This is a genomic window from Caproiciproducens galactitolivorans (assembly GCF_029266045.1).
GTDB classification, from domain to species: domain Bacteria; phylum Bacillota; class Clostridia; order Oscillospirales; family Acutalibacteraceae; genus Caproiciproducens; species Caproiciproducens galactitolivorans.
Genome location: NZ_JAJUFJ010000008.1, coordinates 51,940 through 76,125, shown reverse-complemented (window position 1 = coordinate 76,125; position 24,186 = coordinate 51,940). Strand labels below are relative to the sequence as shown.

Sequence of the window (24,186 nt, the reverse complement as noted above, 5' to 3'; positions counted from 1 at the left end):
TAAGCCGTTTCTATAGATATTCTATCTCGAATGTTACTGTATCTCGTGTTCTATCATAGTAGATTTTCTTTACTATACTTCGTAATAGATGATTTTGTTCTTGTGCTGTAGTGGCTTTATGCCAGTTCTTTTTGAAATTATCAATCATTTTTTCCAACTCTTTATCGGTATATATATATTCGTTTTCATTTTCTAATTCTGCAATCTCTTTCTTTAATTTTTGTATTACCGGTTCCCTTTCCTTTTTCGCATCAGTAAAATCACTTATATTATAAACCCCTTCTTCTAAGAACCTTCTTGCTTTTTTCAAAGCCTCTTCTTCTTTTTGCAATTTAGCCTTTTTTTCTTTGATAAATTTTTCTCTTTGTTTTTTCTCCTCTTCATTCTCTTGTAACTTTTTAATTCTTTTTGCATCTATGTAATTATTAATTATAGTGTTGTATAGCGCATTATAAAAATCCTCATTCATTTTAACACCTTTCTGGCTACATTTTTCTCCGAATTCATTTTTGTAATAACACTTTGTATAGTGATAAAGTTTACCTGTCTTTTTTTCTACTCTTCCAAAACTATAAGCCATTGTTCTGCCGCATTTCTTACACACTAATAAACCAGAAGTTGGGAATACTCCAGCACGGCTTTTGCGAGGGATTTTTTGGTTTCTGCTCATGATTTCCATTATCTTTTGATGTTCCTCTTGCGTTTTTAAAATAGGGTGATTTCCAAAACCTACGCTCCATTCGCTTTCATCTCTTGCTTTCACTTCTAATTTTCCAGAAAGCGGTGTTTTTGTCCATTTATATTTACCATAAATTACTTTCCCCATATGAAACTCATGCCGTAATAAACGGTTAATAGCAGTAGAACTCCACATTTTGCCATAAGGTGATGATATACCTTCTTTATTCAGTTGAAACGCTATTTTTTCTGTATTTATGCCTTGTAAATACATTTGCTTAATACGTTGATAAACAGTATTTTTTTCCTCATAAACCTCGATGGTAAAGTCTACCTTTATGCGTCCTTTTTCGTCCTGTACAATATTTCTTACTTTTATATACGGGTAAGGTGGGTTCCCGTTCGTCAAGCGTCCTTGTTTTGCTCCGCCTTTTTTACCATTTAGAAGTCGCTCTCTAATGATGTTTAACTCTGTGTTCGACATAACAGATTGTATTCCAAGTAGCGTTAAATCAGCATTATCATTCAAATCAAATGAACGCTCAGGAGTTAATATATATGTATTTGCGTATTGAAAAACACTTTTAATAACGCCGAAATCTGAAGTGTCTCCGCGGCTCAATCTGTCCCAATGAACTACAAGTACAGCATCGTATTCTTTATTTTCAATTTTTTGTAATAATTCCATTATAACAGGCCTTTCAATCAAACTTTCTCCTGACACTACATTTTCATTGTATATTTCATATCTCCATTTGTTCTTTTGTGCATATTCAATAAGTCTTGCTCTATGCTTTGCAACTACGTCAGCATCTTCATCTCCACGACTCTTACGAAGATATATAGCAACTTTATTTACTTTACTTAAATCTGCTGCCATTGCATTCACTCCTTCGGACAAGTTCTAACTATTATTGAGTATAACATATAGTCAAGAAACATGAAGTTCTGATTTTTTCCTTTAACCAGACGAAAGTAATGTATCTGCAAAAAATACTGAAATACTTGAAAATTTAATGAATAATTTTGTACTTTATAATTGCCTCCTATAGATAAACATACCTGTTTGATTGAGGAAAGAGGTATTACATACATTGCCTCTTTCCAACGAAGGAAATTTTTAATTGAGCCCTATATCATATAGGGCTTTTTTATTAGATTTGATACTGCAATTTTCGCTTGAGCGCGCTAAAATGTATAAAAAAGTATCTCATTATTTTTGTACGTTTAGAAAGTCGATTTTTGACTTTTTTCAACAATAATAAAGGCTGTTTTTATAAGTTTAAAAAGGTATACTTTTTTAAACATAAGGAGGATAAAGTTAATGCAAAGAAATTACGCATATATAAGGGTATCTACAAAGGAACAAAATCTATCAAGGCAATTAGATGCTATTAAAGAATGTGGCATTGAAATAAATGAAAGAGACATTTTTGTGGATAAGTGCTCCGGTCGTGATTTTAATCGTCCAGAGTATCTTTTGCTTAAAAGAAGTATTAGAAAAGGAGATTTACTTGTTGTGACAAGCCTTGATAGATTAGGAAGGAATAAAACAGAAATTCTGCATGAATGGGAATGGATGATTAATAATGGAATAGACATTACAGTTCTAGATATGCCAATCCTTAATACCCGTAAATACCGAGAACTTGATGGAATCGGTGAATTGATTTCAAATCTTGTTTTACAAATACTTACATGGTTATCGCAAGAAGAGTTAAAAAATATAAAAGAAAGGCAGAAAACGGGCATAGAATCTGCCAAAAAACGTGGAGTAAAGTTTGGACGTCCCAAAATAATACCAAATAATTTTGAAGAAGTTTATCATCGGTGGGTTAACGGGAAAATTACGGCTGTAAAGGCAATGGAACTAACTGGATTAAAGAAGAATACTTTCTATAATAGAGTTAAGGAATTTAAAGTGAAGAATATAAGAGATAAATATAAGAGATAATTAATAAGAGAAGATGGATAATTTTAGAAATGATGCAGAACAAAAAGTCTTTGGGCATAAACCTATAACTCTTTCTAATTGTAACGCTATCTTGTTACACTCTTTTTACATAGATTATAGTGAGTAGTAAGGTTAATATGGTATAAATAGCAAGTATAATTTTAATGGTTGGATTTTGGATAGTGACTTGGAAACTAGCGATAGCAATATTTGTAAGCAATAATATATAAATATACCCCTTAATCCGTTCTTTCAAACTTCTCATCCCCTCTCCTATGCTCTTTCCAATATTTTAACCTTTATTCGTTATTAGGACCAGATTTTTTTACAAGTTAACGTTATACTTATAAAACGGAATAGGAGGGAAAATAATAATGAAATATATGGAGTTTACAAATCGAATAATTCAAGATTTAAAGAAAGAATTCAACGAAGTTAGACTAGATGAAAAAGACAGAATATACATTGGTAGCGAGTTTACTAATGCTTCTCTGCCAATAAGAACAATGTATCAAGAATACCAGATTGTTGGATATCAGAAAAACTTACAAAACTATATAAAAATAATTTCTGATATTTTAAATTGCTATAAATTTAAATTGAGTTTAAGCAATGTTTTTCCTTTTGTAAAGACGAAGGAATTTGGAGAAGATATTCATCATAATTTTGTAAAGGAAGATTTGTTTTGCAATTTATCATTATTCTATGTAGTTGATATGGGAGAGGTTTTCAGATTTGTTCTGCATGATGATTTAAAAAATGCTAACATAGATTTAAAAAGATTAAAGAATGAAAGTATGAAAAACCTAAACAAAATGACAAACCTTCTTAGTAGACTCGATGATAAACCTCATATTTATACCCTGCGCTTTAATTCCGATTTTGGAGCATCTCTATTTCTTACAGAAAATATACAACAACAAATTAAAAAAAAGATAGGAACAGATATATTATTTTGTATGCCATCATGTACTCGTTTTATTTGTACAGCATATGATGAACATATGTTAAATACTAATTTATATATACTGCGTCAATTAATAGATGAAGATGAGGATATAAACAAGATATCAAAAAATATATACAGAAGAGATGCACAAGGGGACTATTCGATTGTTAATTAAGAATAATTGTATTTAATTCAAATATTATCCCCTATAAAAATATTTACAAGCATTCTTGAAGAAAGTATTATAGTTATGATAGTATAAAAGTGTAGTTGGTAAATACGAATTTTTTTAAGGATAAATGGTTTTGACGGAGCCATTTATTCTTTTTTTGTAACTCTGTATTAATAGCAGTTGTTAAAATAGGAGCAAGTTTGTTTGAAAATATACTCTAAATGTTTTAATAAGGGCTGCGTAATCTTGCAATATACGTTACACTAATAATATATAAAGTTAAATAGGAGTGATTAGGTATGAATAGAAAATTGTTATTAAATATATTTCTAAACATATTTCCATTTGCTTCAGCATATGGGGTATTCTATATCCTACTTGCCATAATAAAACAAGTTCCTGTTGTAGGTTAGAAAGTATCTGAAATATGGTATATTCCATTTTTTATAGTAACTTCTTATTTAGTTTATTCAACCATAAAAGAATATAAACTATTGAGACAAAAAGGAATTTAACAGATTTGATTATAGAAGAGTGCTTCAATAAGGAGCACTTTTTTTGTTCCTAGATAAACTTCACTTTTGGGAAAACTTATGATAAAATTGCTTTACAGATTGACAAACTTCTAAGATTTGATTATAATCATAAATTTACTCAATATAAGGAGGCTCAAATATGCCTACAATAAATTTTAAAGGTAAAGCCTTTGTGCAGAATCATCATTTAACAGTTAAATATCATCAACTTGTTCCAAATAAAGAGGCTAGTTTAACAGATAACATAAGTTTAAATGATAATTTAATTATTCACGGTGATAATTTGCTTGCGTTAAAGGCACTGTTACCAAACTATGCAGGTAAAATTGATTGTATTTTTATCGACCCGCCGTACAATACAGGAGAAGAAAAATGGGTTTATAACGATAACGTTAATTCTCCCATGATACAGGAATGGCTTGGAAAAGTTGTTGATAAAGATGATTTAACACGGCATGATAAATGGTGCTGTATGATGATGCCGAGGTTAAAGTTACTTAGAGAATTATTACATAAGGATGGAGCCATATTTATCACAATAGATGATAATGAAGTTCATCATCTGCGTATGCTAATGGATGAAATATTTGGTGAACATAATTTTGTAACTAATATAGTATGGCAGGCTAGGAAATCCGTGCAAAATGACACAGATATTAGCCAACAGCACAACCATATTCTTGTTTATGCTAAAAATAGAAGACAGGAAGAAAGAAGACTAAAGGAATCTAATGCTCATATATGGTATACAATGGATGGTTTTGCATTTAAACCGTTAGAATTAGATAGGTCTAAGTTTTCCAATCCAGACAATGACCCTAGAGGACCGTGGAAGGCTGACCCATTTGATGCTCCACAAATAAGGGAAAATTTAACTTATCCAATAGTAAATCCAAATACAGGAGTTGAATATTTACCGCCAAATGGAAGGCATTGGCGAACAGAAGAAGATAAATATAAAGCATTGTTGAAAGATGGAAGAATTATTTTTGGTACTACTGGGAGAGCAAAACCTCAACTAAAAGTGTTCTGGGAGGAAAAGAAAGACTTTGGAGAAGTTGAAAGAACATGGTGGGGAAATGGTTCTGTTGAAACTTTTCTATATGATGAGGAAACAGAAGAAGAGATACTAAATGTGGACCAAGAAACTGCTGAAGAGTGGACTAATTACGGAACAGCAACCAGTGCCTCTAAAATGCTACAGCAGATTTTTGAACAAGAAAAAGTTTTTGATACACCAAAGCCCGTTGAACTTGTAAAACATATTTTAAAGTTAGCCACCAAAGATAATGCTATCGTGTTAGATTCTTTTGCTGGAAGCGGTACAACAGGACATGCAGTTTTAGAAATGAATTATGAAGATGAAAAGAGTAATAGAAAGTTTATTCTTATTGAATCAGAAGATTATGCTAATACTGTTACTGCTGAAAGGATAAGAAGAGTTATTAGAGGTGTGCCAAGTGCATCAAATGAAAGAATAAAAAATGGTATAGGAGGAACATTCTCTTATTTTGAGTTAGGTAGTGCTATTGAATTGGAGGATATTCTAAAAGGTGAAAATCTGCCAGAGTATAAGGAGTTGGCAAGATATTTATTTTATACTGCTACAGGAAACGATTTTGATATCTCTAAGGTTGATGAAGAAAAGAACTTTATTGGAGAAAACGACCAGTATGAAGTTTACTTGTTTTATAAACCCGATATGCAATATTTAAGAACTACTGCCCTAGATTTAAGTTTAGCAAAAAGCCTTGGTGAATATAAGGGGAAAAAGAGGCTTATTTTTGCTCCCATGAAGTACTTAGATAATGAGTATCTTTTGCAATATAGAATTGAATACTGTCAATTGCCATTTGAAATCTATAGATTTAAGGAGTAATCGCAATGGAATTAAAAGACTATCAAAAAAAGTGCTTAAAAGATATTAAACTATATCTTCAATCTCTTGTAGAATATAAAGATAAATATGATAAATACATAGAGATAGATAAAGAAATGGCTTTTGATTATGATTTTCCTAAAAAAGCGTGGGAGCAGTGTGAAATAAAAAATAATGCCGGTGAACCTGTAGTATACAAATCAAAGAAAAATGGAATAAATGAACCTTTACCAAATTTTTGTATAAAAGTTCCAACAGGTGGCGGTAAGACTTTACTTGCTACAAGAACTGTAGATTTAATAAATACCATATATCTTAAGAAAAAAACAGGTATAGTCTTATGGATTGTTCCAACTAATCAAATATATAGACAAACAATTAATAGTTTAAGAGATAGAGAACATCCATACAGACAAGTGTTAGATTTATCTAGTGGTGGGCGTACATTAATCCTGGAAAAAGGAGATAGATTTACAGTTCAAGACGTGAATGAAAACTTGGTAATAATGTTGTTAATGCTTCCTTCTGCCAATAGACAAAATAAAGAAACATTAAAAATCTTTCAAGATGCAGGAGGATTTGATTCCTTTTTTCCACCTGATGATGATTTCAAAGCCCATGAAAATTTGATAGATAGATTCCCTAATCTTGATTATTTTGGTGATAAAGATTCTTTTTTAGGTAGGCAGGCAAAAACATCATTAGGAAATGTATTGAGAATTTTAAGACCAATAATTATTATAGATGAAGGTCAAAAGGCCTACAGTGAAAATGCGCAAAAAACTATAAGAAATTTCAACCCAAGTATTGTAGTTGAACTTTCTGCTACCCCACCTGTCGGTAGTAATCCTATTAGTCATATAACAGGACAGGATTTAAATCGTGAAGAAATGATAAAACTAGACATTCATGTGGTAAACAAAGCAACAACAAACTGGAAAGACGTAGTTTTGGCAAGCGTTGAGAAAAGGAACTCACTTGAAAAACTAGCCAAAGAATATGAATCACAAACTGGGAAGTATATTCGTCCAATTTGTTTAATCCAAGTGGAAAGAACTGGCAAAGACCAAGTTAATAATGAATATATTCATGCAGAGCATGTAAAAAATTACTTGATGAATGAATGTGGGATTTCGTCTGATGAAATAGCAATTAAATCTAGTGAAAAAGATGATATTGAAGGTATAGACTTGTTAGGTAAGGAGTGTTCAATACGCTATATTATTACTAAACAAGCATTACAAGAGGGCTGGGACTGTTCCTTTGCATATGTTTTAACTGTGTTAACTGATACAAGTTCAGAGATGAATATTACACAACTTGTTGGAAGAATTTTACGACAACCTTATGCAAAGAAAACAAAAATTACTGATTTAGATGAGAGTTATGTTTATTGCTATAGGCCTAATACCAATGAAATATTAAATAATATTAAAAAGGGGTTAGAAGGAGAAGGCTTAGGAGATATAGCAGGAAGAGTAGTCCCAGAATCTGATAACACAGATTCCGCAACTAAAGCCAATACAACGGTTATAAGATACAGAGAGAGATTCAAGAAATTTGAGGGTAAAATATATTTACCAAGATTTATTTTAAGAGAAAATTATTCCTATAGAGAATTAAATTATGAGATGGATATTCTAAGTCGAATTAATTGGGATGATATTTCTTTAAAGGATATGGAGTCTCTTGTATTATCACCTGAAGTTAAAAGTGATGTTGTAATTAGTATCGCTTTGAGTGATAATACTGAAGATTTATTAGAGAAAAAGATTAGTGTTATGAGAACGACTGGCTTTGTTGCTGATTATCTCTTTATAACGAGACATATTCTTGATATAGTTCCTAATCCTTGGATTGCATATGAGATTTCAGAAAAGACATTGAACATATTAAGGAAAAAATATTCTGATGACTTAATAAATGCCAATATTGTTTTTATAATTCAAGAGTTGAAAAAAACTCTGGAAGACCAGCGCGATATTCTTGCTCATAATATATTTGTTGAAATGATAAATAACAAAGAGATATTGTTTTTCTTACAGTGCCATTCAAGTTTTGCACTACCTACAAAAATGATATTAAAGAGCAATGTTAAAAAACTTACAAGGGATACTGGTGACCCAATTGTAAAAAGTTTATTCGAGTATGTCCCAGAGGAAGAATTAAATACATTAGAGCAATCTGTTGCTGTATATATTGACAAACAGCAAAAATTGCTATGGTGGTATAGAAATTTATCAAAACAGGATTATTATATCCAGGGTTGGAAAAAAGCAAAAATATATCCAGACTTTATATTGTCTAAATCAAATGAAGAAAATGATGACTATTCAAAGGTACTTGTGGTTGAAACAAAAGGACTGCATTTAAAAAACGAAGATACTGCTTATAAAAAGTCAGTTTTTGATTTGTGTAATGAACTTGGAAAAGAAATTGGCTGGAAAGAATTAGGAGAAGAATTTAAAGATAAAACGGTTGAGTTCCAAATTATCTACGATAAAGAATGGCAAAGAAAACTTAATGAGATATTTGATTATGCTTGAGAATACAATAGCATTTCTGTACAGAGTACTACAAGCACAAATAGGCCATTGTGTATTTGCCTTTAAAAAGAAAATACAAATGACCTTATGTTATTAATATTAAATGTATTTAACACGTGTTAAAGGTTATTGGTCAAAAATTGAAAATTATATCGGTTATTGGTTATTTTGAATAGAGATTAATTTTACATATGATATATAAGTACTATGCCCTAGCCTCCCCCATCCTCCAGGAAAAACGCTTGAGGAGTAAATACCGAAGATGCTGTTATAGACTTTATATAATTACTTCTTTGTTGGTTGAGATATTCTTTTACCAAAGTAATCAGTATCAATATTTTAAAAAGAAGAAATTTAAAATCTAATTTATCTGGTTCACTAAAATCGGTAAAATCTATTTTCCTGCTCACTTTATTTGGAAGGCATACAGGATTTATATTCTTTTCCCCTAATATTCTTAGATAATTGTTTTGGGTTTTTTGAGGATATTTCTCATCTATAAAGTCTTTAGGTTTCTCATTAAAATCAATAATAAATTCTATCAGGTTACGTGCTTTTATTTTTCCGAACTCATTTTTAATTCTATCTATGAGTTCGGCTTTGTACAGGAAAGGGCTATTAAGATTAGTGTTTTTAATAATACTTAGAAGCATATTCTCACAAAATTGTCTTGTTAAAACACTTCTTACAGTTCTACTATGTTTAAAATGATACCTCAAGTAAGTCTTCTTTATTTGATATTCAAATCTCAAGACATTTTTGACATTATTCATTATAGTAAAGTCTTCATCTGATATAGCCAAAGACCTATTGCTAGCCCTGGATTTTATTTCATCAACTTTACTATAGATATTTAAAGCGTAACTTCCGTTTCTTGCTTGTATGCCTGTAAGATAATTATGTCTTTTTAACCTGGGATATCGTGTCTTTTTGAAGCATTTCAGATAGGTGGTTTTATCCTCTTCATTATCTGCGTAATAATGGACAAATGGATGTATTTCGGTACATATCCAGTTTTGGAAGGAATCAATGTCTATATTTGGAAAGAGTGTTTTAACTCTGCGGTTAACTAACTTTATAATTAAATTAGCATTATTAAGGTCAAATAATTTAGCATTTGTCCCATAAAAAAATTTAGTAATTGAAAATTTAATCAGGAGTATCCCTGTTGGGAAGTACCAAAACAATAAATGTCCGTCTTTCTTAAAATATGATACGGAATTATCTTTTTTGTTTATCCATTTTCTCCAACCATTTTGTATAAGGTAATTAATACGAATATTTGCGTAAGTATATGCTCGAATTGTGTCGGCGGATACCATGTAACTCACCTCCTTTCCCTAAAAAACTTTAAAGGGATGTTGGAGGTCATTTTACGTAGCATCTGCAAGAATTCAAATTTTGGGGCAAAAAATTTAATTGGAAAATTTTTTAATCAACTTCATACCCCGAAGTCTTAATCTGCATTATTGTATGGGTTAGTAAAGGTTAAATAGCAGGTAAAACCGATTTTAGAAACGATTTCCTAATTAGAAATGTAAAAAGATTGAATAATTAGAAATGGACATAATTAATATCTATAATATAGAGAAACGGTTCTAAAATGTTTTATGTGTGGCAGAAACCATTTTTTCTAATTTAGTTCTCTTTTACAGTTTCTATTGTATTAAGATTGGAAATAAAAAGAGAAATAATAAAGTCCGATATAATCAAATAAATTGCTTATGATAACTATAATTTCTGATGTTATACAATCAGCAGTAAGATTTATTAAGGCATGGTATTGTAGTAAAAAGGATGTTAATTTTAATTGAAAAGGTAGAAGTTGAATGACAGGTTAAAAAACTATATGTGTAAAGAATTAGCAAAAAAATAAGGGTTGTTTTATATACAATCCTTCTTTTTTATGCTTCTTTTAGAATGGGTAAGACAACTCTACACTTTTAAAAATTTTTATAAAAAAGTAGAAAAAAGTTTGCAAAAGTATAAAGTCCTCTTACCCACCAATAATATTAAATTTTTATTATATCTACTTGTCTACCCCCTGTTTAAAAGCCTCCAAAAAATTATGTGTTATGCTAAAAATAACACAGAGAAAATTGGAGGTGCTTGTGGATGGCGAAAATTACATTCGTTGTAAAAGAATTAAATAAACCGTCTTCCCTTGCACTGGAAAATTTGAGCCAAGTAGTCTTTAAGACTATTATGGACACTTGCAATGATAAAAATGAGAATATTGCTACGAAATTTGACAGTGCTGATAAAAAAGAGATGGAAAAATCAGCCTAAGGAATTTACCAACACAAAAGGCTACCGAAACTTAACGGTAGCCTTTTAATTTTGCGAAATATGGATATATTATATTAAAATACAATTATAAAGGAGGTGGTGCTATGACAGCGAATAAAAAGCGAATACCCAATAGATTGATTTCTGAAAAATCTCCCTACCTGCTGCAACATGCTTACAATCCTGTTGACTGGTATCCTTGGGGACAGGAAGCCTTTGATAAGGCGAAACAGGAAGGCAAACCTGTTTTTCTTTCTATTGGGTACTCGTAAATGCTGTTAATAACCGACTTGCCATTGGTGCCATGTTATGGAACACGAGAGCTTTGAGGATGCGGAGGTCGCTGAAAGGCTGAACCGCGATTTCGTTTGCATTAAAGTGGACAGGGAAGAACGCCCCGACGTGGACGCGGTATATATGGAGGTATGCCAGGTTTTAACCGGCAGCGGCGGCTGGCCTTTGACAATCCTGATGACGCCGGAGCAGCAGCCCTTTTTTGCAGGCACCTATTTCCCGAAAAAGGGATGGTTTGGCACCGTGGGGCTGCTGGATCTGCTTGATTCGGCCGCGCAGCAGTGGCGTGAAAACCGTGAAAAGATTATCCGCTCTGGAAAGGAAATTACGGACGCAATCCGGGAGAGAGAGGAAAAGAAGGCGGGTCGGCCGTCCAAACAAATGATACACCTCGCAAAGCAGCAGCTTTCCCAAAGCTTCGACACCCGCAACGGCGGTTTCGGCAGAAGTCCCAAATTCCCCTCGCCGCAGAACCTTTTGTTTTTGCTTCGTTTTGCCGTGATGGAAAGCGATGAGCAGGCGCTTTCCATGGTGGAAAAGACCTTGCGGCAAATGTACCGCGGCGGCATTTTCGATCATATCGGCTACGGCTTTTCGCGTTATTCCACAGATGAAAAGTGGCTGGTTCCGCATTTTGAAAAAATGTTGTATGACAATGCCTTGCTGACGATGGCCTATCTTGAAACGTACCAGATTACCGGAATCGGCTTTTATAAAATGGTCGCCATGAAAGTCATGGATTATGTCTTACGCGAAATGACCGACATCGGCGGAGGGTTCTATTCTGCGCAGGATGCGGACAGCGAAGGGAAAGAAGGAAAATACTATGTCTTTTCCCCTGGGGAGATTCTAACGCTTTTGGGGGAGGAAGACGGGCAAGCGTTTAACCGCACGTTCCATATCACCGAAGAAGGGAATTTCGAAGGGAAAAGCATTCCGAATTTGCTTGGTCAGGAAGAGGCTCAGGCAACGGAGGAAAGAATCGCAAGCCTGATTCCGCGCGTTTATCAGTACCGAAAGGAACGTACTGAGCTGCGCGTAGACGACAAGATCCTTACCTCATGGAACGCGCTGATGATTGCCGCCTTTGCAAAAGCCTACCGTATTCTTGGCGATTCGCAGTATCTGGACGCGGCGGAAAAGGCCATGCGTTTTTTAACGGACCATCTGATGGATAAGAACGGTAATCTGCTGATCCGCTGGCGGGAGGGCGAAGCCGCTGGAACCGGTGGGCTGGATGATTACGCTTTTTCCATCTGGGCGCTGCTGAACCTGTACGAAGCTACATTTGACGTCCGTTATCTCAAACTCGCCGTGGACCTGTATCAGAAAATGACCGAGCGCTTTTACGACCGGGAAAACGGCGGCTTTTTCCTTTCCTCGAACGAAGCTGAGCCGCTGATTTACCGACCGAAGGAAACCTACGACGGCGCGATTCCTTCCGGAAATTCCGTTGCCGCGGTCGGGTTGCTGAAGCTGTTTGCGCTGACGGGCGACACAAAACTGCGGGAAGCGGCGGAAGAACAGCTCCAGTTTTTAGCCGCCACCGCACAGGATTATCCCGCCGGATACTGTTTTGCCCTGCTTGCGATGATGTCTGCGCTGTATCCTTCGAAGGAGATTGTCTGCATTATCCGGGACAAAGCGGAGATGGAACCACTAAAAGCCCTGCTCCGCAAAAAAATCCTGTTTAACACCACAGTAATCGTGAAGAATGCCGAAAACGCGGAGCAGCTTGAGCAGGTTGCACCGTTTACGAAAGCATACGCGCTGGATAGAGAAAAAAGCGCATACTTTGTTTGTGAAAACAATGTATGCGCTCCTCCCGTCTATACGCTTGAGGAATTGGAAAAATTACTCTGACACAGCGGCTTTCACGGCGTCTTCGCATGTCCGCATGGCCAGGATGGTATGCTCGATCAGCTCGTCCAGCTCCCAGCCGAGCATTTCCGCACCGTTTTGGATGACGTCCCGGGAACATCCGGCGGCAAAGCTCAGGGTTTTGAATTTTTTCTTAACGGATTTTAATTCCAGATCCTGTACGCTTTTCGATGGCCGCATCAGGGCAACGGCGCCGATCAGCCCGGTCAGCTCGTCCACGGCGTAAAGCACCTTTTCCATGGTGTGCTCCGGCTCGATGTCCACCGTCAGGTTATACCCGTGGCTTGCCGTCGCGTGGATGATATCCTCGCTGATTCCTTTTTCCCGCATGATTTCCTGTCCGCGGATGCAATGCTCTTCCGGGTAACGTTCGAAGTCCAGATCGTGAAGCAGGCCGACAATCCCCCAGAAATCCAGGTCCTCCTGAAAGCCGAGTTTGTCCGCAAAGTACCGCATGGTGCCTTCTACGGTCAGGGCATGCTTCAAATGGAACGGATCCTGATTATATTTTGTGAGCAGGTTCCACGCCTGCTCACGGGTTATGTTCAGCTCCATGTAAATCCTTCCCTTTCCTTTTTTACTGTTTTTTTTATTATCATACTGTGGCGGAGGGGAAAAGTCAATTTATTACTATCATGATAGGAAAAGTAATCTATTTTTAGGAGAACTATTGTAAACTCCTTCCCGTTACGCTATAATTTAGAACGAAATAAACGGGGCTGTTGGGCGGGAGGCCGCCCATGCGGCGCATACGGGTGGGAATTTTATGCTGAACGAATTTTCAAGGGCGGAGCTCCTGTTTGGAGCGGCCGCCATGCAAAAGCTTCACGAAGCGGCCGTCGCGGTCTTTGGGATCGGCGGGGTCGGCTCTTATACGGTGGAGGCGCTGGCGCGCGGCGGAGTTGGGCATATCGCGCTGATTGACGACGATAAGGTTTGCCTTACGAATATTAACCGCCAGCTGATTGCAACAAGAAAAACGATTGGAAAACCAAAGGTCGAGGTAATGCGCGACCGTATTCTGGATATTAATCCGAATGCGCAGGTCGAAATTTACCCGATATTTTATACGGCGGAAACCGCAGACGAGTTGGATCTGACCGGTTTTTCCTATATTGTGGACGCCATTGATACGATTTCCTCCAAGCTGGTGCTGATTGAAAGGGCAAAGGCGGCCGGCGTGCCGATTATCAGCTGCATGGGGGCGGGCAATAAGCTTGACCCGACGAAATTTGAGGTGGCGGATATCTACCAGACATCGGTCTGCCCCCTTGCCCGCGTAATGCGAACCGAGCTTCGCAAGCGTAAGGTGGAGTCGCTGAAGGTCGTGTATTCGAAAGAGCCGCCGCTGCCCCCGATCGAGAGTGAGTCAAGCAGCTGTAAAAATTACTGCGTCTGCCCGCCGGGAACAAAGCGCAAATGTTCCATCCGGCGCCAGGTTCCGGGAAGCAGTTCGTTTGTGCCGCCGGTTGCCGGAATGATTTTGGCGGGTGAAGTAATAAAGGATATTATAAAATAATCCGTTTTGTAAAAAACTCGATATTAGAACAGCTTTTTGCAAAATGATTTTATTATTTGAAAATTATGCAAATTTAGCTGCAGACTTTCTGCAAAATACAAAAATTAATTAACATTTACAGGATATCTGCAACTTTCCTATTGCAAACTTGCAGATATAATGATAAAATAAAGACGTTTTTAAGCAAAGGCGCTTAACTTGAATATGTTGGGCGTCTGTCTTTTTATCCCGGACGCTTTGTTGCGTTAAAGCATTTTGGTGTTAACACGAAACATGGATAAAGAATTGAGTAAAAATATAGAATAAAGAAGAGAGGGTTATCAATGAAAAAGAGAACAAGACTTCTGTCGTTTGTACTCGCGGCAGTAATCGCCTGTGCCGGCCTGACGGCCTGCTCCGGCAGCAAAGGCAGCACGGCATCCGGTTCCGCATTAGCCTCCGGGACCAAAAGCCGCGCGCAGGACACGCTGATTTACGCGCAGGGCGCGGACCCGAGAGGATTGGATCCGGCGTTGGTTGACGACGGCGAATCGGCAAAAATCATGGTAAATATTTACGAAGGCCTTTTAAAGTATGACAAGGATTCCACGAAAGTGGAGCCGTGTCTGGCGGAAAGCTGGGACGTCAGCGACGACGGGCTCACCTATACCTTCCACCTGAGGAAAGGCGTGAAATTCCAGGATGGTACGGATTTCAACGCGGACGCGGTCAAGTTCAACATTGAACGCCAGCTCCCGCCGAAGGTAACCGAGGACATGGGCTACGCCAGCTTTGTCTATGGTTCGGTAAAGAGCGTGGAAGTGGTTGACCAGTATACAGTAAAGATCAACATGAAAGCCGCCTGTACGCCGTTCCTCAATAACCTTGCCATGTGCCTCGGCGCGCCAATAGTCAGCCCAAAGGCGCTGCAGGACAATAACAACAACGTGAACGAGCATCCCTGCGGAACCGGTCCGTATAAATTTGTGAGCTGGACCAAGGGGCAGAACGTTGTTTTGACCCGTAATGATAATTACTGGGGGACCAAAGCGGTTACCAAAAACGTTATTTTCAAATTTATTAAGGACAATTCCGCACGCGTGGTCGCGCTGAATAACGGCGAAGCAGACATTATTGACGGAATCGACGCCACCGTTGTAAGCCAGATTGAGAGTGCTGGCAACAAAATTTACGAAGCGCCCGGCATGAATATCAATTATATGGCTTACAACACCACCAAAGCGCCCTTTGATGACGCAAAAGTACGTACCGCGATTTCGCAGGCGGTAAATGTTCCGGAGCTTGTAAAGAGTCTTTATCAGGGGTACGCTGACGCGGCGACTTCGATTCTGCCAACCTTCATGCCCGGCTACGACGCTGGAATCAAGCAGGCTGCTTATGACGTGGAAGCGGCGAAAAGCACTTTGGCCAAGGCTGGCGTGAAGTCGGTGCATATGATTACCTATTCCAATCCGAGACCGTACAATACAGCGAACGGGCAGGCGCTTGCCGAAGCGGTTCAGGGGTACCTGAGCAAGGTCGGCGTGAAAGCCACGATCGATGCGTACGACTGGACTACATACAAAGAGAAAGTAAAAGCAGGCGATTATGATATCTGCTTCTACGGCTGGACGGGTGACAACGGCGACCCGGATAACTTTATGAATCTGTTGGCTGACAAGGATCCGACCATGAACGTCGCGCGTTACAACAACCCGGATTTCAAGGCGCTGATCGACAAGGGTGTCGCTACGCCTGCCGGGGACGAGCGCAACAAGATTTATACCGAGCTTGAAAAAATAGCGGCGAAAGATGCCGTATGGCTCCCGATTTCCCATGGAAAGACCCTTTGCGGTTACAGAAGCAATGTGAAAGACTTCTACTACCACATGACCGGCGTTGTGTTCCTTTCCGGGGTTTCCAAAGGTTAACCGGTATTAGACAACGCAGAAATTTTCTGAATCGGTTCTGTAAATGCCGGAGGTTGTACAACACGACTTCCGGCATTTCTTGTTCGGATGAGCGAAAGGTTGTTAATCATGTTCAAATATATTGTCAAGCGCATTTTGATGCTGATCCCTGTCTTGCTGGGTGTTTCTATTATTGTGTTCTTAATTATGCGGGTCTTTTCACCGGACCCGGCCCCGATTGTTCTGGGACAGCACGCAACAATAGAGGACGCCAACGCATGGCGGGCGGCAAACGGACTGGATAAACCGCTTTATATCCAGTTTGTTGATTTTCTGAAGGGTGCCCTTACCGGCGACCTGGGGACTTCCTACTACACGAAAACACCGGTAACGCAGGAGATATTCTCAAGATTCCCGGCCACCATCGAGCTTGCGCTTGCCGCAATTATTTTGGCCTCGGTTTTTGGAATCTTCATCGGAATTATTTCCGCCGTGAAAAAGAATTCCATCATTGACCACGCCGGGATGTTGCTCGCGCTGGTGGGCGTTTCCATGCCGATCTTCTGGCTGGGCATTTTGCTGATCATTCTGTTTGCCGGCGTCTGGCACATCCTGCCCTCCGGCGGAAGGATCGATCCGCTGCTGCAGCCCGTTGTGTCGAGCGGTTTTTATATTTACGACACGATTGTTTCCGGGGATACCGAAGCGCTGGCCGACGCGCTGCGGCACCTGATTCTTCCTGCGGCGGCACTTGGCATGTACTCGATGGCGATTATCACCCGCATGACGCGTTCCAGCATGCTGGAAACCATGAGTCAGGATTACATACGCACGGCGCGCGCAAAGGGTATTTCTGAAAACCGGGTGGTGACCCACCATGCCCTGCGCAACGCGATGATTCCGGTTACAACGGTCATCGGTTTGCAGCTCGGTTCCCTTTTGGGCGGCGCAGTATTGACGGAAACCGTGTTTTCTTGGCCGGGAATCGGCAATTATACGGTGGAATGCATCCTGAAATCTGACTTTCCGGTTGTTCAGGGTGTTGTTCTGCTGATTGCCTTTATTTTCGTACTGATCAACCTTGTGGTCGATATCGTTTACGCGCTGATCGATCCCCGCATTAAATTTTCAAAGAAGGAGGGCTAGCCGGTTATGAGTATGCAACACGTGGAACTTCCAAAGTCTGAATTTCCGGAGCAGACCGCCGACCTCCTTGAAAAGCCGGAGTCCAGGCTGAAAGAGATGTGGGAGTCGCTTTGCGAGGATAAAGCCGCGCTTACTGGCCTTTTTGTCATCCTGTTCCTCGTTCTTGTCGCCCTGTTCGGACCGCTGATTATGCCCTATGATCCCAATCTTTCCAATATGACAAAAAGCTTTATTTGGCCGAATTCGGAGCACTGGTTCGGTACAGACCAGCTTGGCCGCGATATTTTCAGCCGAGTAATTGCCGGCACGCGCATTTCCCTTACCGTTGGGCTGAGCGCGGTTGCCATTTCCCTGACCATCGGCGTAGTGCTCGGTTCCATCGCTGGATACCGCGGAGGCAAGGTGGACACCGTAATCATGCGCTTTATGGACATGATGCTTGCGATTCCCTCCATTCTTTTGGCAATCGCCTTCATGGCGGCGCTTGGTAAGGGCCTCGACAAGGCGGTCATTGCCATCGGTTTTGTTTCCATTCCGGAATACGCGCGCATTGTGCGCGGATGCATCCTGTCCGTTAAGGAAAATGATTATGTACAGGCGGCGCGCGTAATCGGCAATAAAAGCAGCCGTATCATTTTTAAACATATCCTTCCCAACGTTCTTTCCTCCATTGTGGTCCGGGCGACGCTGGGTATCTCCACCGCCGTGCTCGACACCGCGGCGCTCGGCTTTCTGGGTCTTGGCGTACAGCCGCCGGCAGCCGAATGGGGCGATATGCTGGGCCGGGCTAGGGGCTTTGTTTTCACCGCGCCCTACACCCTGATTTTTCCTGGCATTGCCATTACTCTGACGGTTCTGGCGTTCAATCTGCTGGGTGACGGCCTGCGCGACGCGTTGGATCCGAAATTGAGAAAGAATTGAGGGCGGTGAGTTTTCATGTTGCTTGAAGTAAACCATTTACAAACAGAATTTCAATTAAAGCACGGCACCGTCAAGGCGGTGAACGATATCAGCTTTTCCATTGAGAAAGGCGAGATCCTAGCGATTGTTGGCGAATCCGGTTCCGGGAAAAGCGTTACCTCGCTTTCCGTGATGGGGCTGGTGCAGAACCCCGGGAAAGTGGTCGGCGGCGAAATCCTCTTTAAAGGGGAGGACCTTCTGAAAAAGAGCAAGGCGGAAATGCAGGCCATCCGGGGCGACCAGATTTCCATGATCTTTCAGGAGCCGATGACCTCGCTGAATCCGGTTTATCGGATTAAGGATCAGATTATGGAAAGCATTATGACCCATATGAAGCTCTCGAAAAAAGAGGCTTGGGAAAGAGCGGTACATATGCTGGAGGTTGTTGGCATCCCTTCCCCGCGCGAGCGTGCGATGGATTACCCGCATCAGATGAGCGGCGGTATGCGGCAAAGGGTCATGATTGCCATGGCGCTTTCCTGCCGCCCCGAGCTTTTGATCGCCGACGAACCCACCACCGCTCTTGACGTGACGATTCAGGCGCAAATCCTTGACCTGCTGTACCATATGCGTGAAAAATTCAATATGGCGGTGCTGCTCATTACGCACGACCTCGGTGTGGTTTCCGAAGCCGCCGACCGCGTAATCGTCATGTACTGCGGCCAGATTGTGGAGGAGGCGGACGTGCGTTCCTTGTTCGCAAACCCGATGCATCCCTATACGCTGGGGCTTTTGAAATCCATTCCCCGGCTGGAGGATGAAAGCGACGGGCCGCTGTATATGATTAAGGGCATGGTTCCGAATCCGCTGAAAATGCCCGCGGGCTGTCCTTTTTCGGATCGCTGCGACCGGTGTATGGAGCGCTGCCGCAGGGAAGCGCCCGCGTTAAAGGAGATCGACGGCCATAAGGTTCGATGCTTCCTTTATGACTCGGAAACAGAGGAGGCGCAGGTATGAGCGAAGTTTTGGTTGAAGTCAAACATTTGAAGAAGTACTTTAATCTGGAAAATGACTTTTTTGGTCGCCCGACCACCGTTTTAAAGGCGGTGGATGATGTTTCGTTTCAGATTCACAAGGGGGAAGCGTTCGGCCTTGTCGGGGAATCCGGTTGCGGAAAGACCACGATCGGCAAAATGCTGGTGAACCTGTATACGCCTACGGGCGGGGAAATCCTTTTTGAAGGCACCGATTTGACAAAGCTGTCCGCGGAAAAGCGCCGCGCTTACTGCAAGGATATCCAGCTGATCTTCCAGGATCCGTACGCTTCGCTGAATCCCCGCATGACCGTCGGCGACATTATCGCCGAGCCAATTAAAATCAATAAGCTGCTTCCGAGCAATGAAATTGAGAAAAGGGTTACTTATCTGCTGAACTGCGTCGGGCTTGCCAGTCATCAGCGCAACCGCTATCCGCACGAATTTTCCGGCGGCCAGCGCCAGCGTGTTGGGATTGCGCGAGCGCTCGCGGTGCAACCGAAGCTGATTGTCTGCGACGAGCCGGTATCGGCGCTGGATGTTTCTATTCAGGCGCAGGTGCTGAATCTGTTGGACGAACTGAAAGAAGATTTCGGGCTTACCTATTTGTTCATCGCGCATGGCTTGAATGTTGTAAAGCATATTAGTGACCGTGTCGGCGTGATGTATCTTGGAAAGCTTGTGGAGATTGCCCCGAAAAAGGAACTGTACGCGAACCCGCTGCATCCTTACACGCAGGCGCTCCTTTCCGCCATTCCGTCCATCGACCCCGCGAAATCGAAGCAACGGATCATCCTGACGGGTGACGTTCCAAGCCCGATCAATCCTCCCGAGGGCTGCCGCTTCTGCTCGCGCTGCTTTAAGAAAACGGATGGCTGTGAGGAATACGTGCCAGAGCTGCGCGAAGTGTCTCCCGGGCATTTTGTTTCCTGCTATCTTTACAAAAAACAGAAACCGGATTTCCGTTCTATTTAGCAATTTCCAATCGAATCCGGAAGAATATGAAATTCATTTTTAGAAAGCGCTGTTTGGCTTGAAAACCGAACGGTGCTTTTTGCGTCTAATTTAAAATTTTTATTGACAATATTTTCAGCAAATGGTATCCTGTATCTGTACTAACACACATAGTACAGTTTATACGGCAGGGGGGTTGTTGGTGTTTACGCTGGATTATAAAAGCAGGCTTCCGATTTATGAACAGCTTTATAAATCCATTACGAAAATGGCTGCGTTGGGTGCGGTTGATAAGGATGAGCCGCTGCCAAGCGTTCGTGTGCTGGCGCAGGAATTGGGGGTGAATCCCAATACGGTACAGAAAGCGTATCAGATGCTGGAACGGGACGGAATTATCTATTCTGTCCCGGGAAAAGGCTCGTTTGTTTCCGGCGGGGAGGCGGCCATCCTCCAGCAAAAGGAAATTGCGATGAAAAAGCTGGAGGAAGCCGTTCTGGCCGCTGCCGACTGCGGCGTAAAGGCATCCGAAATTCTTGATACGGTTCATGCGATTTATAACGGGATGGAGGAATAGAGAATGATAGAAGTAAAGAATCTTACGAAAAAATTCAATTCCGTCAAGGCGCTGGATGGTATTTCGTTTTCCATCGGCTCCGGTTCGCTGTTTGGCTTGGTCGGTTCCAACGGAGCGGGAAAATCGACCTTCCTGCGCACCCTTGCGGGGATATATGCGCCGGACGGGGGCGAAATCCTTATTGACGGAAAATCCCCTTTTGAAAATTCCCAGGTAAAATCCAGATTGTATTTTATTTCAGACTATCCGTATTTTTTGCCGCAGAGCACCCTGAACGATATGGCGGATTTCTACAAGCGGATTTATCCGAACTGGAGCAGAAAGCGCTATGAAGAGCTTTGCGGGCTGTTTCCTATTAACGCAAAGGATAAAATCGGCAATATGTCAAAAGGAATGCAGCGGCAGGCTGCGCTGATCTGCGCGCTCGCCGCACGGCCGGACTATTTGTTGCTTGACGAAATCTTTGACGGGCTTGACCCGGTTATGCGACAGCTTTTAAAGCGGATTGTCTTCGACGAGGTTGCCCAGCGCGATATGACGGTGATTGTAGCCTCGCATAACCTGCGCGAGTTGGAGGACTTCTGTGACCATATCGGCCTGTTCCACAAGGGCGGGGTGGTTTTTGAACGTGATCTGGACGAAATGAAACTGGGAATCAATAAGGTTCAGGCGGTGCTGAAGCCGACGCCGGATATCCGCGATTTTGCCCCGCTGGACATTGTAAAAATGGAAAAACACGGCTCGCTGGTCAGTCTTGTCGTGCGTGGCTCAAAGGAAGAGATTTTAGAGAAAATCAATTCGTTCAATCCGATTTTTGTCGAAATATTGCCGCTTACGCTCGAGGAAGTATTTATTAGTGAAATGGAGGTGGCCGGCTATGACATCGACAATATTCTCAGCTGACAGTTGGAAAGAGTTTACCATAACCTTCCGGCTGGCGTTAAAAAAAGTCCGCGGCATGATGGGGTTGCTTGCGCTTCTCCTGTTTATCGTTTTCCCGATGGTTTTCATGGTCGCCATGTGGAACGTGCAGAACAATCATCAGGAGGCTTTTACCCAGGAAACGTTGGATAGCGCCTGTTTCGGTTACATTTCCTTTATCCTGATATTTATTATACCGCTTATCCTGATTTTTACGGTGGTTGTAGCCGTTATGCTGTTCTCTTACCTGCACCGGAAGCGCAGCGTGGATTTGTTCCATTCCCTTCCGATTCGGCGTACTCCCATGTTGCTCGGACGGTACTGCGCGGGGTTGACGGCGCTTCTTGTGCCGGTTATTTTGAATTTTGTGCTTGTATTCGCTATTGGATTTTCCTACCATGTCAACTTGCAGTACAGCTTCCATTTTGTCTTTAACAGGATGTTCTGGACCTTGCTGATGACTGCGGCGGCTCTGACTTTTTCCGTATTTATGGCTGTGTGCAGCGGCACTTCTTTTGATATGGTGCTTTCGATTATCGGTGTGAACGCCGCATATCCGCTTCTGATTTACGTGTCCGATGTGCTGGCGTCCTGCATTCTTCCGGGGCTGCGGGTTACTGCGGCGCTGAAATCCACTATACTTACCGCGTTTTCTCCGTTTGCCGCGGCGTTTCTTCCGTTGTGCGCTTCCTATAGGAGCGAATGGAATCCGGCAGACGGCGTTTCCGCCGGCTTTTATATCTGGTGGATTTTGTGCACGCTGCTTCTGCTTGGCGCGTCCGTTCTTCTCTGCCGCAAGCGCAAAAGTGAGTGTGCGGAGAGCAATTTTGCTTTTCCAATTCCCAAAATTATCATTCGGTTCATGGTAACGGCGGTGGCCGGCATTGGCTTTGGCCTGATGCTCATGTTCGCGACCGGTATGCAGGCCAGCTTCTTTATCGGCGTTGTTTCCGGTTCGCTGGCCGCGCACATTGTGGCGGAGGCGCTGTATTCGCGCGGTTTCCAGCATATGCGGAAAAGCTTTTCATGGTACGGCGTATTCGCGGCGTCTTTTGTGGTGTTCTATGCCGTGCTGGCAACCGGATTTTTTGGATACGATACCCGCATTCCAAATGCTGTCGAGGTACAGAGTGTTAGTGTGGCTGATTCCAAGGATCACGATATTTATTTTTACACTACAAGCGAAAGCGAACATTTCCGAAAAATAGGCGAGCTTTCCCCGACCATTCAAGAAAGGAAGAACATTGAAAAGGTTTTGACGGCTCACCGTGCCTTTGTGGAAAACAACCGGGAAACAAGATTTCCTTACTCCGTGAATGATATGGGATACAGCAGCTTTACCCTTACCTATCACTTGAAAAACGGCGGTGTGGTTGTTCGTTCTTATCCTCGTTTTCATATCCAAGGCAAAAAGGATACGGATCAAAACCCGTGGGATAAGATGATAAAGCAGATTAACGGAATTCAGGAATATCAAGAGACCGCAAATATTTTGTTCTATCTTGAACCGGAATATTTTGAAAGTGTAAGTATTTCGTCGGTTGCAAAAGATGACAAGTCACTTGCAGAAGCATCTCCCCTCGTTTTAACCCGAAACGAAAAGAAGGAATTGCTGGAAGCATTACGGCAGGATTGCCTTAACGGAGCCGTCGATTACAAGTATAATCCATACCGCGATGAAACGAACTATTTGCAAGTCAACTTCCGCTACGCGGATTCGATCACTTTGAAGGATGGGAAACTGAAAACGCTTCTCGGCGGATACAGCGGTAAAATCGATATTGCCGGAACGAGCAGCTTTGACCTTTATTCTAATGCAACCAATACAAGGGCCGTAATCGAAAAATACGGTTGGGATAAACCAACCTCTGCTGCAAAGTAAAGGCGGGCGCCAGATACAAAATGAAAATATAATGGAAACGAATAGAAAGGATAAAATCTCAAGGTATCTGCGTCCCGCTTTGCAGGATTTTAAAGTTGCATAAAGAAAAGGTGCGAATGAAAACTCGCACCTTTTTTATATCATTTTGACTATGTGTCTTGTTACGGCCACTTCCGCACGCTTTTGCTA

The 24,186-nt window shown here is 41.3% G+C and carries 19 protein-coding genes; 16 read left to right on the top strand and 3 right to left on the bottom strand.

The window, feature by feature from the left end:
* Positions 1-10: 10 nt before the first annotated feature.
* Entirely contained in the window at positions 11-1,558 is a 1,548-nt protein-coding gene (locus tag P9B68_RS07405; protein WP_277668780.1) for a recombinase family protein, read from the bottom strand.
* A 444-nt stretch (positions 1,559-2,002) separates the two neighbouring features.
* Here P9B68_RS07405 and P9B68_RS07400 point away from each other — a divergent pair, with 444 nt between their 5' ends.
* The 4 genes from P9B68_RS07400 to P9B68_RS07385 all read left to right on the top strand — a co-directional run bounded on the left by P9B68_RS07400 (position 2,003) and on the right by P9B68_RS07385 (position 8,714).
* Positions 2,003-2,632: a recombinase family protein gene (locus P9B68_RS07400; RefSeq protein ID WP_277668779.1), complete on the top strand. Its 630-nt coding sequence runs from the start codon at positions 2,003-2,005 to the stop codon at positions 2,630-2,632.
* A 374-nt stretch (positions 2,633-3,006) separates the two neighbouring features.
* Entirely contained in the window at positions 3,007-3,756 is a 750-nt protein-coding gene (locus tag P9B68_RS07395; protein ID WP_277668778.1) for a DUF1444 family protein, read from the top strand.
* Positions 3,757-4,428: 672 nt separating this feature from the next.
* Positions 4,429-6,168 carry a site-specific DNA-methyltransferase gene (locus P9B68_RS07390; protein WP_277668777.1) on the top strand — a complete coding sequence of 580 codons (1,740 nt, stop codon included), beginning with the start codon at positions 4,429-4,431 and terminating at the stop codon, positions 6,166-6,168.
* A 5-nt stretch (positions 6,169-6,173) separates the two neighbouring features.
* Positions 6,174-8,714 (top strand): DEAD/DEAH box helicase, encoded by a 2,541-nt coding sequence (locus tag P9B68_RS07385; RefSeq protein WP_277668776.1) that lies wholly within the window; start codon positions 6,174-6,176, stop codon positions 8,712-8,714.
* Positions 8,715-8,926: 212 nt separating this feature from the next.
* Here P9B68_RS07385 and P9B68_RS07380 read toward each other — a convergent pair whose 3' ends face one another.
* On the bottom strand, positions 8,927-10,036 hold the full coding sequence (locus tag P9B68_RS07380; protein WP_277668775.1) for a hypothetical protein: 1,110 nt from the start codon (positions 10,034-10,036) through the stop codon (positions 8,927-8,929).
* Between the two features lie 793 nt (positions 10,037-10,829).
* On the opposite strand from P9B68_RS07380, the gene P9B68_RS07375 reads away from it, so the two are divergent.
* The 3 genes from P9B68_RS07375 (at position 10,830) to P9B68_RS07370 (ending at position 13,160) form a co-directional block, all read left to right on the top strand.
* A complete protein-coding gene (locus tag P9B68_RS07375) occupies positions 10,830-11,003 on the top strand; it encodes a hypothetical protein (RefSeq protein ID WP_277668774.1) in 174 nt (57 codons plus the stop codon).
* Between the two features lie 104 nt (positions 11,004-11,107).
* Positions 11,108-11,275, top strand: coding sequence for a DUF255 domain-containing protein (locus tag P9B68_RS11695; RefSeq protein WP_330686097.1), 168 nt, complete (start codon positions 11,108-11,110; stop codon positions 11,273-11,275).
* Between the two features lie 37 nt (positions 11,276-11,312).
* Positions 11,313-13,160, top strand: a complete 1,848-nt coding sequence (locus tag P9B68_RS07370; RefSeq protein WP_330686096.1) for a thioredoxin domain-containing protein — start codon at positions 11,313-11,315, stop codon at positions 13,158-13,160.
* Here the strand turns inward: P9B68_RS07370 and P9B68_RS07365 are convergent.
* A complete protein-coding gene (locus P9B68_RS07365) occupies positions 13,152-13,733 on the bottom strand; it encodes an HD domain-containing protein (RefSeq protein ID WP_277668773.1) in 582 nt (193 codons plus the stop codon). The two genes, P9B68_RS07370 and P9B68_RS07365, sit on opposite strands and share 9 nt — an antisense overlap.
* Before the next feature lie 211 nt (positions 13,734-13,944).
* On the opposite strand from P9B68_RS07365, the gene P9B68_RS07360 reads away from it, so the two are divergent.
* The 9 genes from P9B68_RS07360 to P9B68_RS07320 all read left to right on the top strand — a co-directional run bounded on the left by P9B68_RS07360 (position 13,945) and on the right by P9B68_RS07320 (position 23,997).
* Complete coding sequence (locus P9B68_RS07360) at positions 13,945-14,697, top strand: tRNA threonylcarbamoyladenosine dehydratase (protein ID WP_277668772.1); 753 nt, start codon at positions 13,945-13,947, stop codon at positions 14,695-14,697.
* 323 nt (positions 14,698-15,020) lie between these two features.
* Complete coding sequence (locus P9B68_RS07355; protein ID WP_277668771.1) at positions 15,021-16,607, top strand: ABC transporter substrate-binding protein; 1,587 nt, start codon at positions 15,021-15,023, stop codon at positions 16,605-16,607.
* 108 nt (positions 16,608-16,715) lie between these two features.
* Positions 16,716-17,732: an ABC transporter permease gene (locus P9B68_RS07350; protein WP_135660255.1), complete on the top strand. Its 1,017-nt coding sequence runs from the start codon at positions 16,716-16,718 to the stop codon at positions 17,730-17,732.
* 12 nt (positions 17,733-17,744) lie between these two features.
* Positions 17,745-18,653, top strand: a complete 909-nt coding sequence (gene nikC, locus P9B68_RS07345; RefSeq protein ID WP_277668804.1) for a nickel transporter permease — start codon at positions 17,745-17,747, stop codon at positions 18,651-18,653.
* Positions 18,654-18,668: 15 nt separating this feature from the next.
* Entirely contained in the window at positions 18,669-19,649 is a 981-nt protein-coding gene (locus tag P9B68_RS07340) for an ABC transporter ATP-binding protein (RefSeq protein WP_135660257.1), read from the top strand.
* A complete protein-coding gene (locus tag P9B68_RS07335) occupies positions 19,646-20,641 on the top strand; it encodes an ABC transporter ATP-binding protein (protein WP_277668770.1) in 996 nt (331 codons plus the stop codon). Before P9B68_RS07340 ends, P9B68_RS07335 begins: the two co-directional genes overlap by 4 nt.
* A 181-nt stretch (positions 20,642-20,822) precedes the next feature.
* The gene (locus P9B68_RS07330; protein WP_277668769.1) at positions 20,823-21,194 is read left to right on the top strand and encodes a GntR family transcriptional regulator; all 372 of its coding nucleotides are present in this window, start codon (positions 20,823-20,825) and stop codon (positions 21,192-21,194) included.
* Positions 21,195-21,197: 3 nt separating this feature from the next.
* The gene (locus P9B68_RS07325; RefSeq protein WP_135660264.1) at positions 21,198-22,097 is read left to right on the top strand and encodes an ABC transporter ATP-binding protein; all 900 of its coding nucleotides are present in this window, start codon (positions 21,198-21,200) and stop codon (positions 22,095-22,097) included.
* The gene (locus P9B68_RS07320) at positions 22,072-23,997 is read left to right on the top strand and encodes a hypothetical protein (protein WP_277668768.1); all 1,926 of its coding nucleotides are present in this window, start codon (positions 22,072-22,074) and stop codon (positions 23,995-23,997) included. The genes P9B68_RS07325 and P9B68_RS07320 overlap by 26 nt, the downstream gene beginning before the upstream one ends.
* Positions 23,998-24,186 lie beyond the last annotated feature (189 nt).

Coding starts and splice junctions, on each gene's coding strand:
- P9B68_RS07405 (WP_277668780.1), bottom strand. CDS start 1,558: ATGGCAGCAGATTTAAGTAAAGTAAATAAAGTTGCTATATATCTTCGT.
- P9B68_RS07400 (WP_277668779.1), top strand. CDS start 2,003: ATGCAAAGAAATTACGCATATATAAGGGTATCTACAAAGGAACAAAAT.
- P9B68_RS07395 (WP_277668778.1), top strand. CDS start 3,007: ATGAAATATATGGAGTTTACAAATCGAATAATTCAAGATTTAAAGAAA.
- P9B68_RS07390 (WP_277668777.1), top strand. CDS start 4,429: ATGCCTACAATAAATTTTAAAGGTAAAGCCTTTGTGCAGAATCATCAT.
- P9B68_RS07385 (WP_277668776.1), top strand. CDS start 6,174: ATGGAATTAAAAGACTATCAAAAAAAGTGCTTAAAAGATATTAAACTA.
- P9B68_RS07380 (WP_277668775.1), bottom strand. CDS start 10,036: ATGGTATCCGCCGACACAATTCGAGCATATACTTACGCAAATATTCGT.
- P9B68_RS07375 (WP_277668774.1), top strand. CDS start 10,830: ATGGCGAAAATTACATTCGTTGTAAAAGAATTAAATAAACCGTCTTCC.
- P9B68_RS11695 (WP_330686097.1), top strand. CDS start 11,108: ATGACAGCGAATAAAAAGCGAATACCCAATAGATTGATTTCTGAAAAA.
- P9B68_RS07370 (WP_330686096.1), top strand. CDS start 11,313: ATGGAACACGAGAGCTTTGAGGATGCGGAGGTCGCTGAAAGGCTGAAC.
- P9B68_RS07365 (WP_277668773.1), bottom strand. CDS start 13,733: ATGGAGCTGAACATAACCCGTGAGCAGGCGTGGAACCTGCTCACAAAA.
- P9B68_RS07360 (WP_277668772.1), top strand. CDS start 13,945: ATGCTGAACGAATTTTCAAGGGCGGAGCTCCTGTTTGGAGCGGCCGCC.
- P9B68_RS07355 (WP_277668771.1), top strand. CDS start 15,021: ATGAAAAAGAGAACAAGACTTCTGTCGTTTGTACTCGCGGCAGTAATC.
- P9B68_RS07350 (WP_135660255.1), top strand. CDS start 16,716: ATGTTCAAATATATTGTCAAGCGCATTTTGATGCTGATCCCTGTCTTG.
- nikC (WP_277668804.1), top strand. CDS start 17,745: ATGCAACACGTGGAACTTCCAAAGTCTGAATTTCCGGAGCAGACCGCC.
- P9B68_RS07340 (WP_135660257.1), top strand. CDS start 18,669: ATGTTGCTTGAAGTAAACCATTTACAAACAGAATTTCAATTAAAGCAC.
- P9B68_RS07335 (WP_277668770.1), top strand. CDS start 19,646: ATGAGCGAAGTTTTGGTTGAAGTCAAACATTTGAAGAAGTACTTTAAT.
- P9B68_RS07325 (WP_135660264.1), top strand. CDS start 21,198: ATGATAGAAGTAAAGAATCTTACGAAAAAATTCAATTCCGTCAAGGCG.
- P9B68_RS07320 (WP_277668768.1), top strand. CDS start 22,072: ATGACATCGACAATATTCTCAGCTGACAGTTGGAAAGAGTTTACCATA.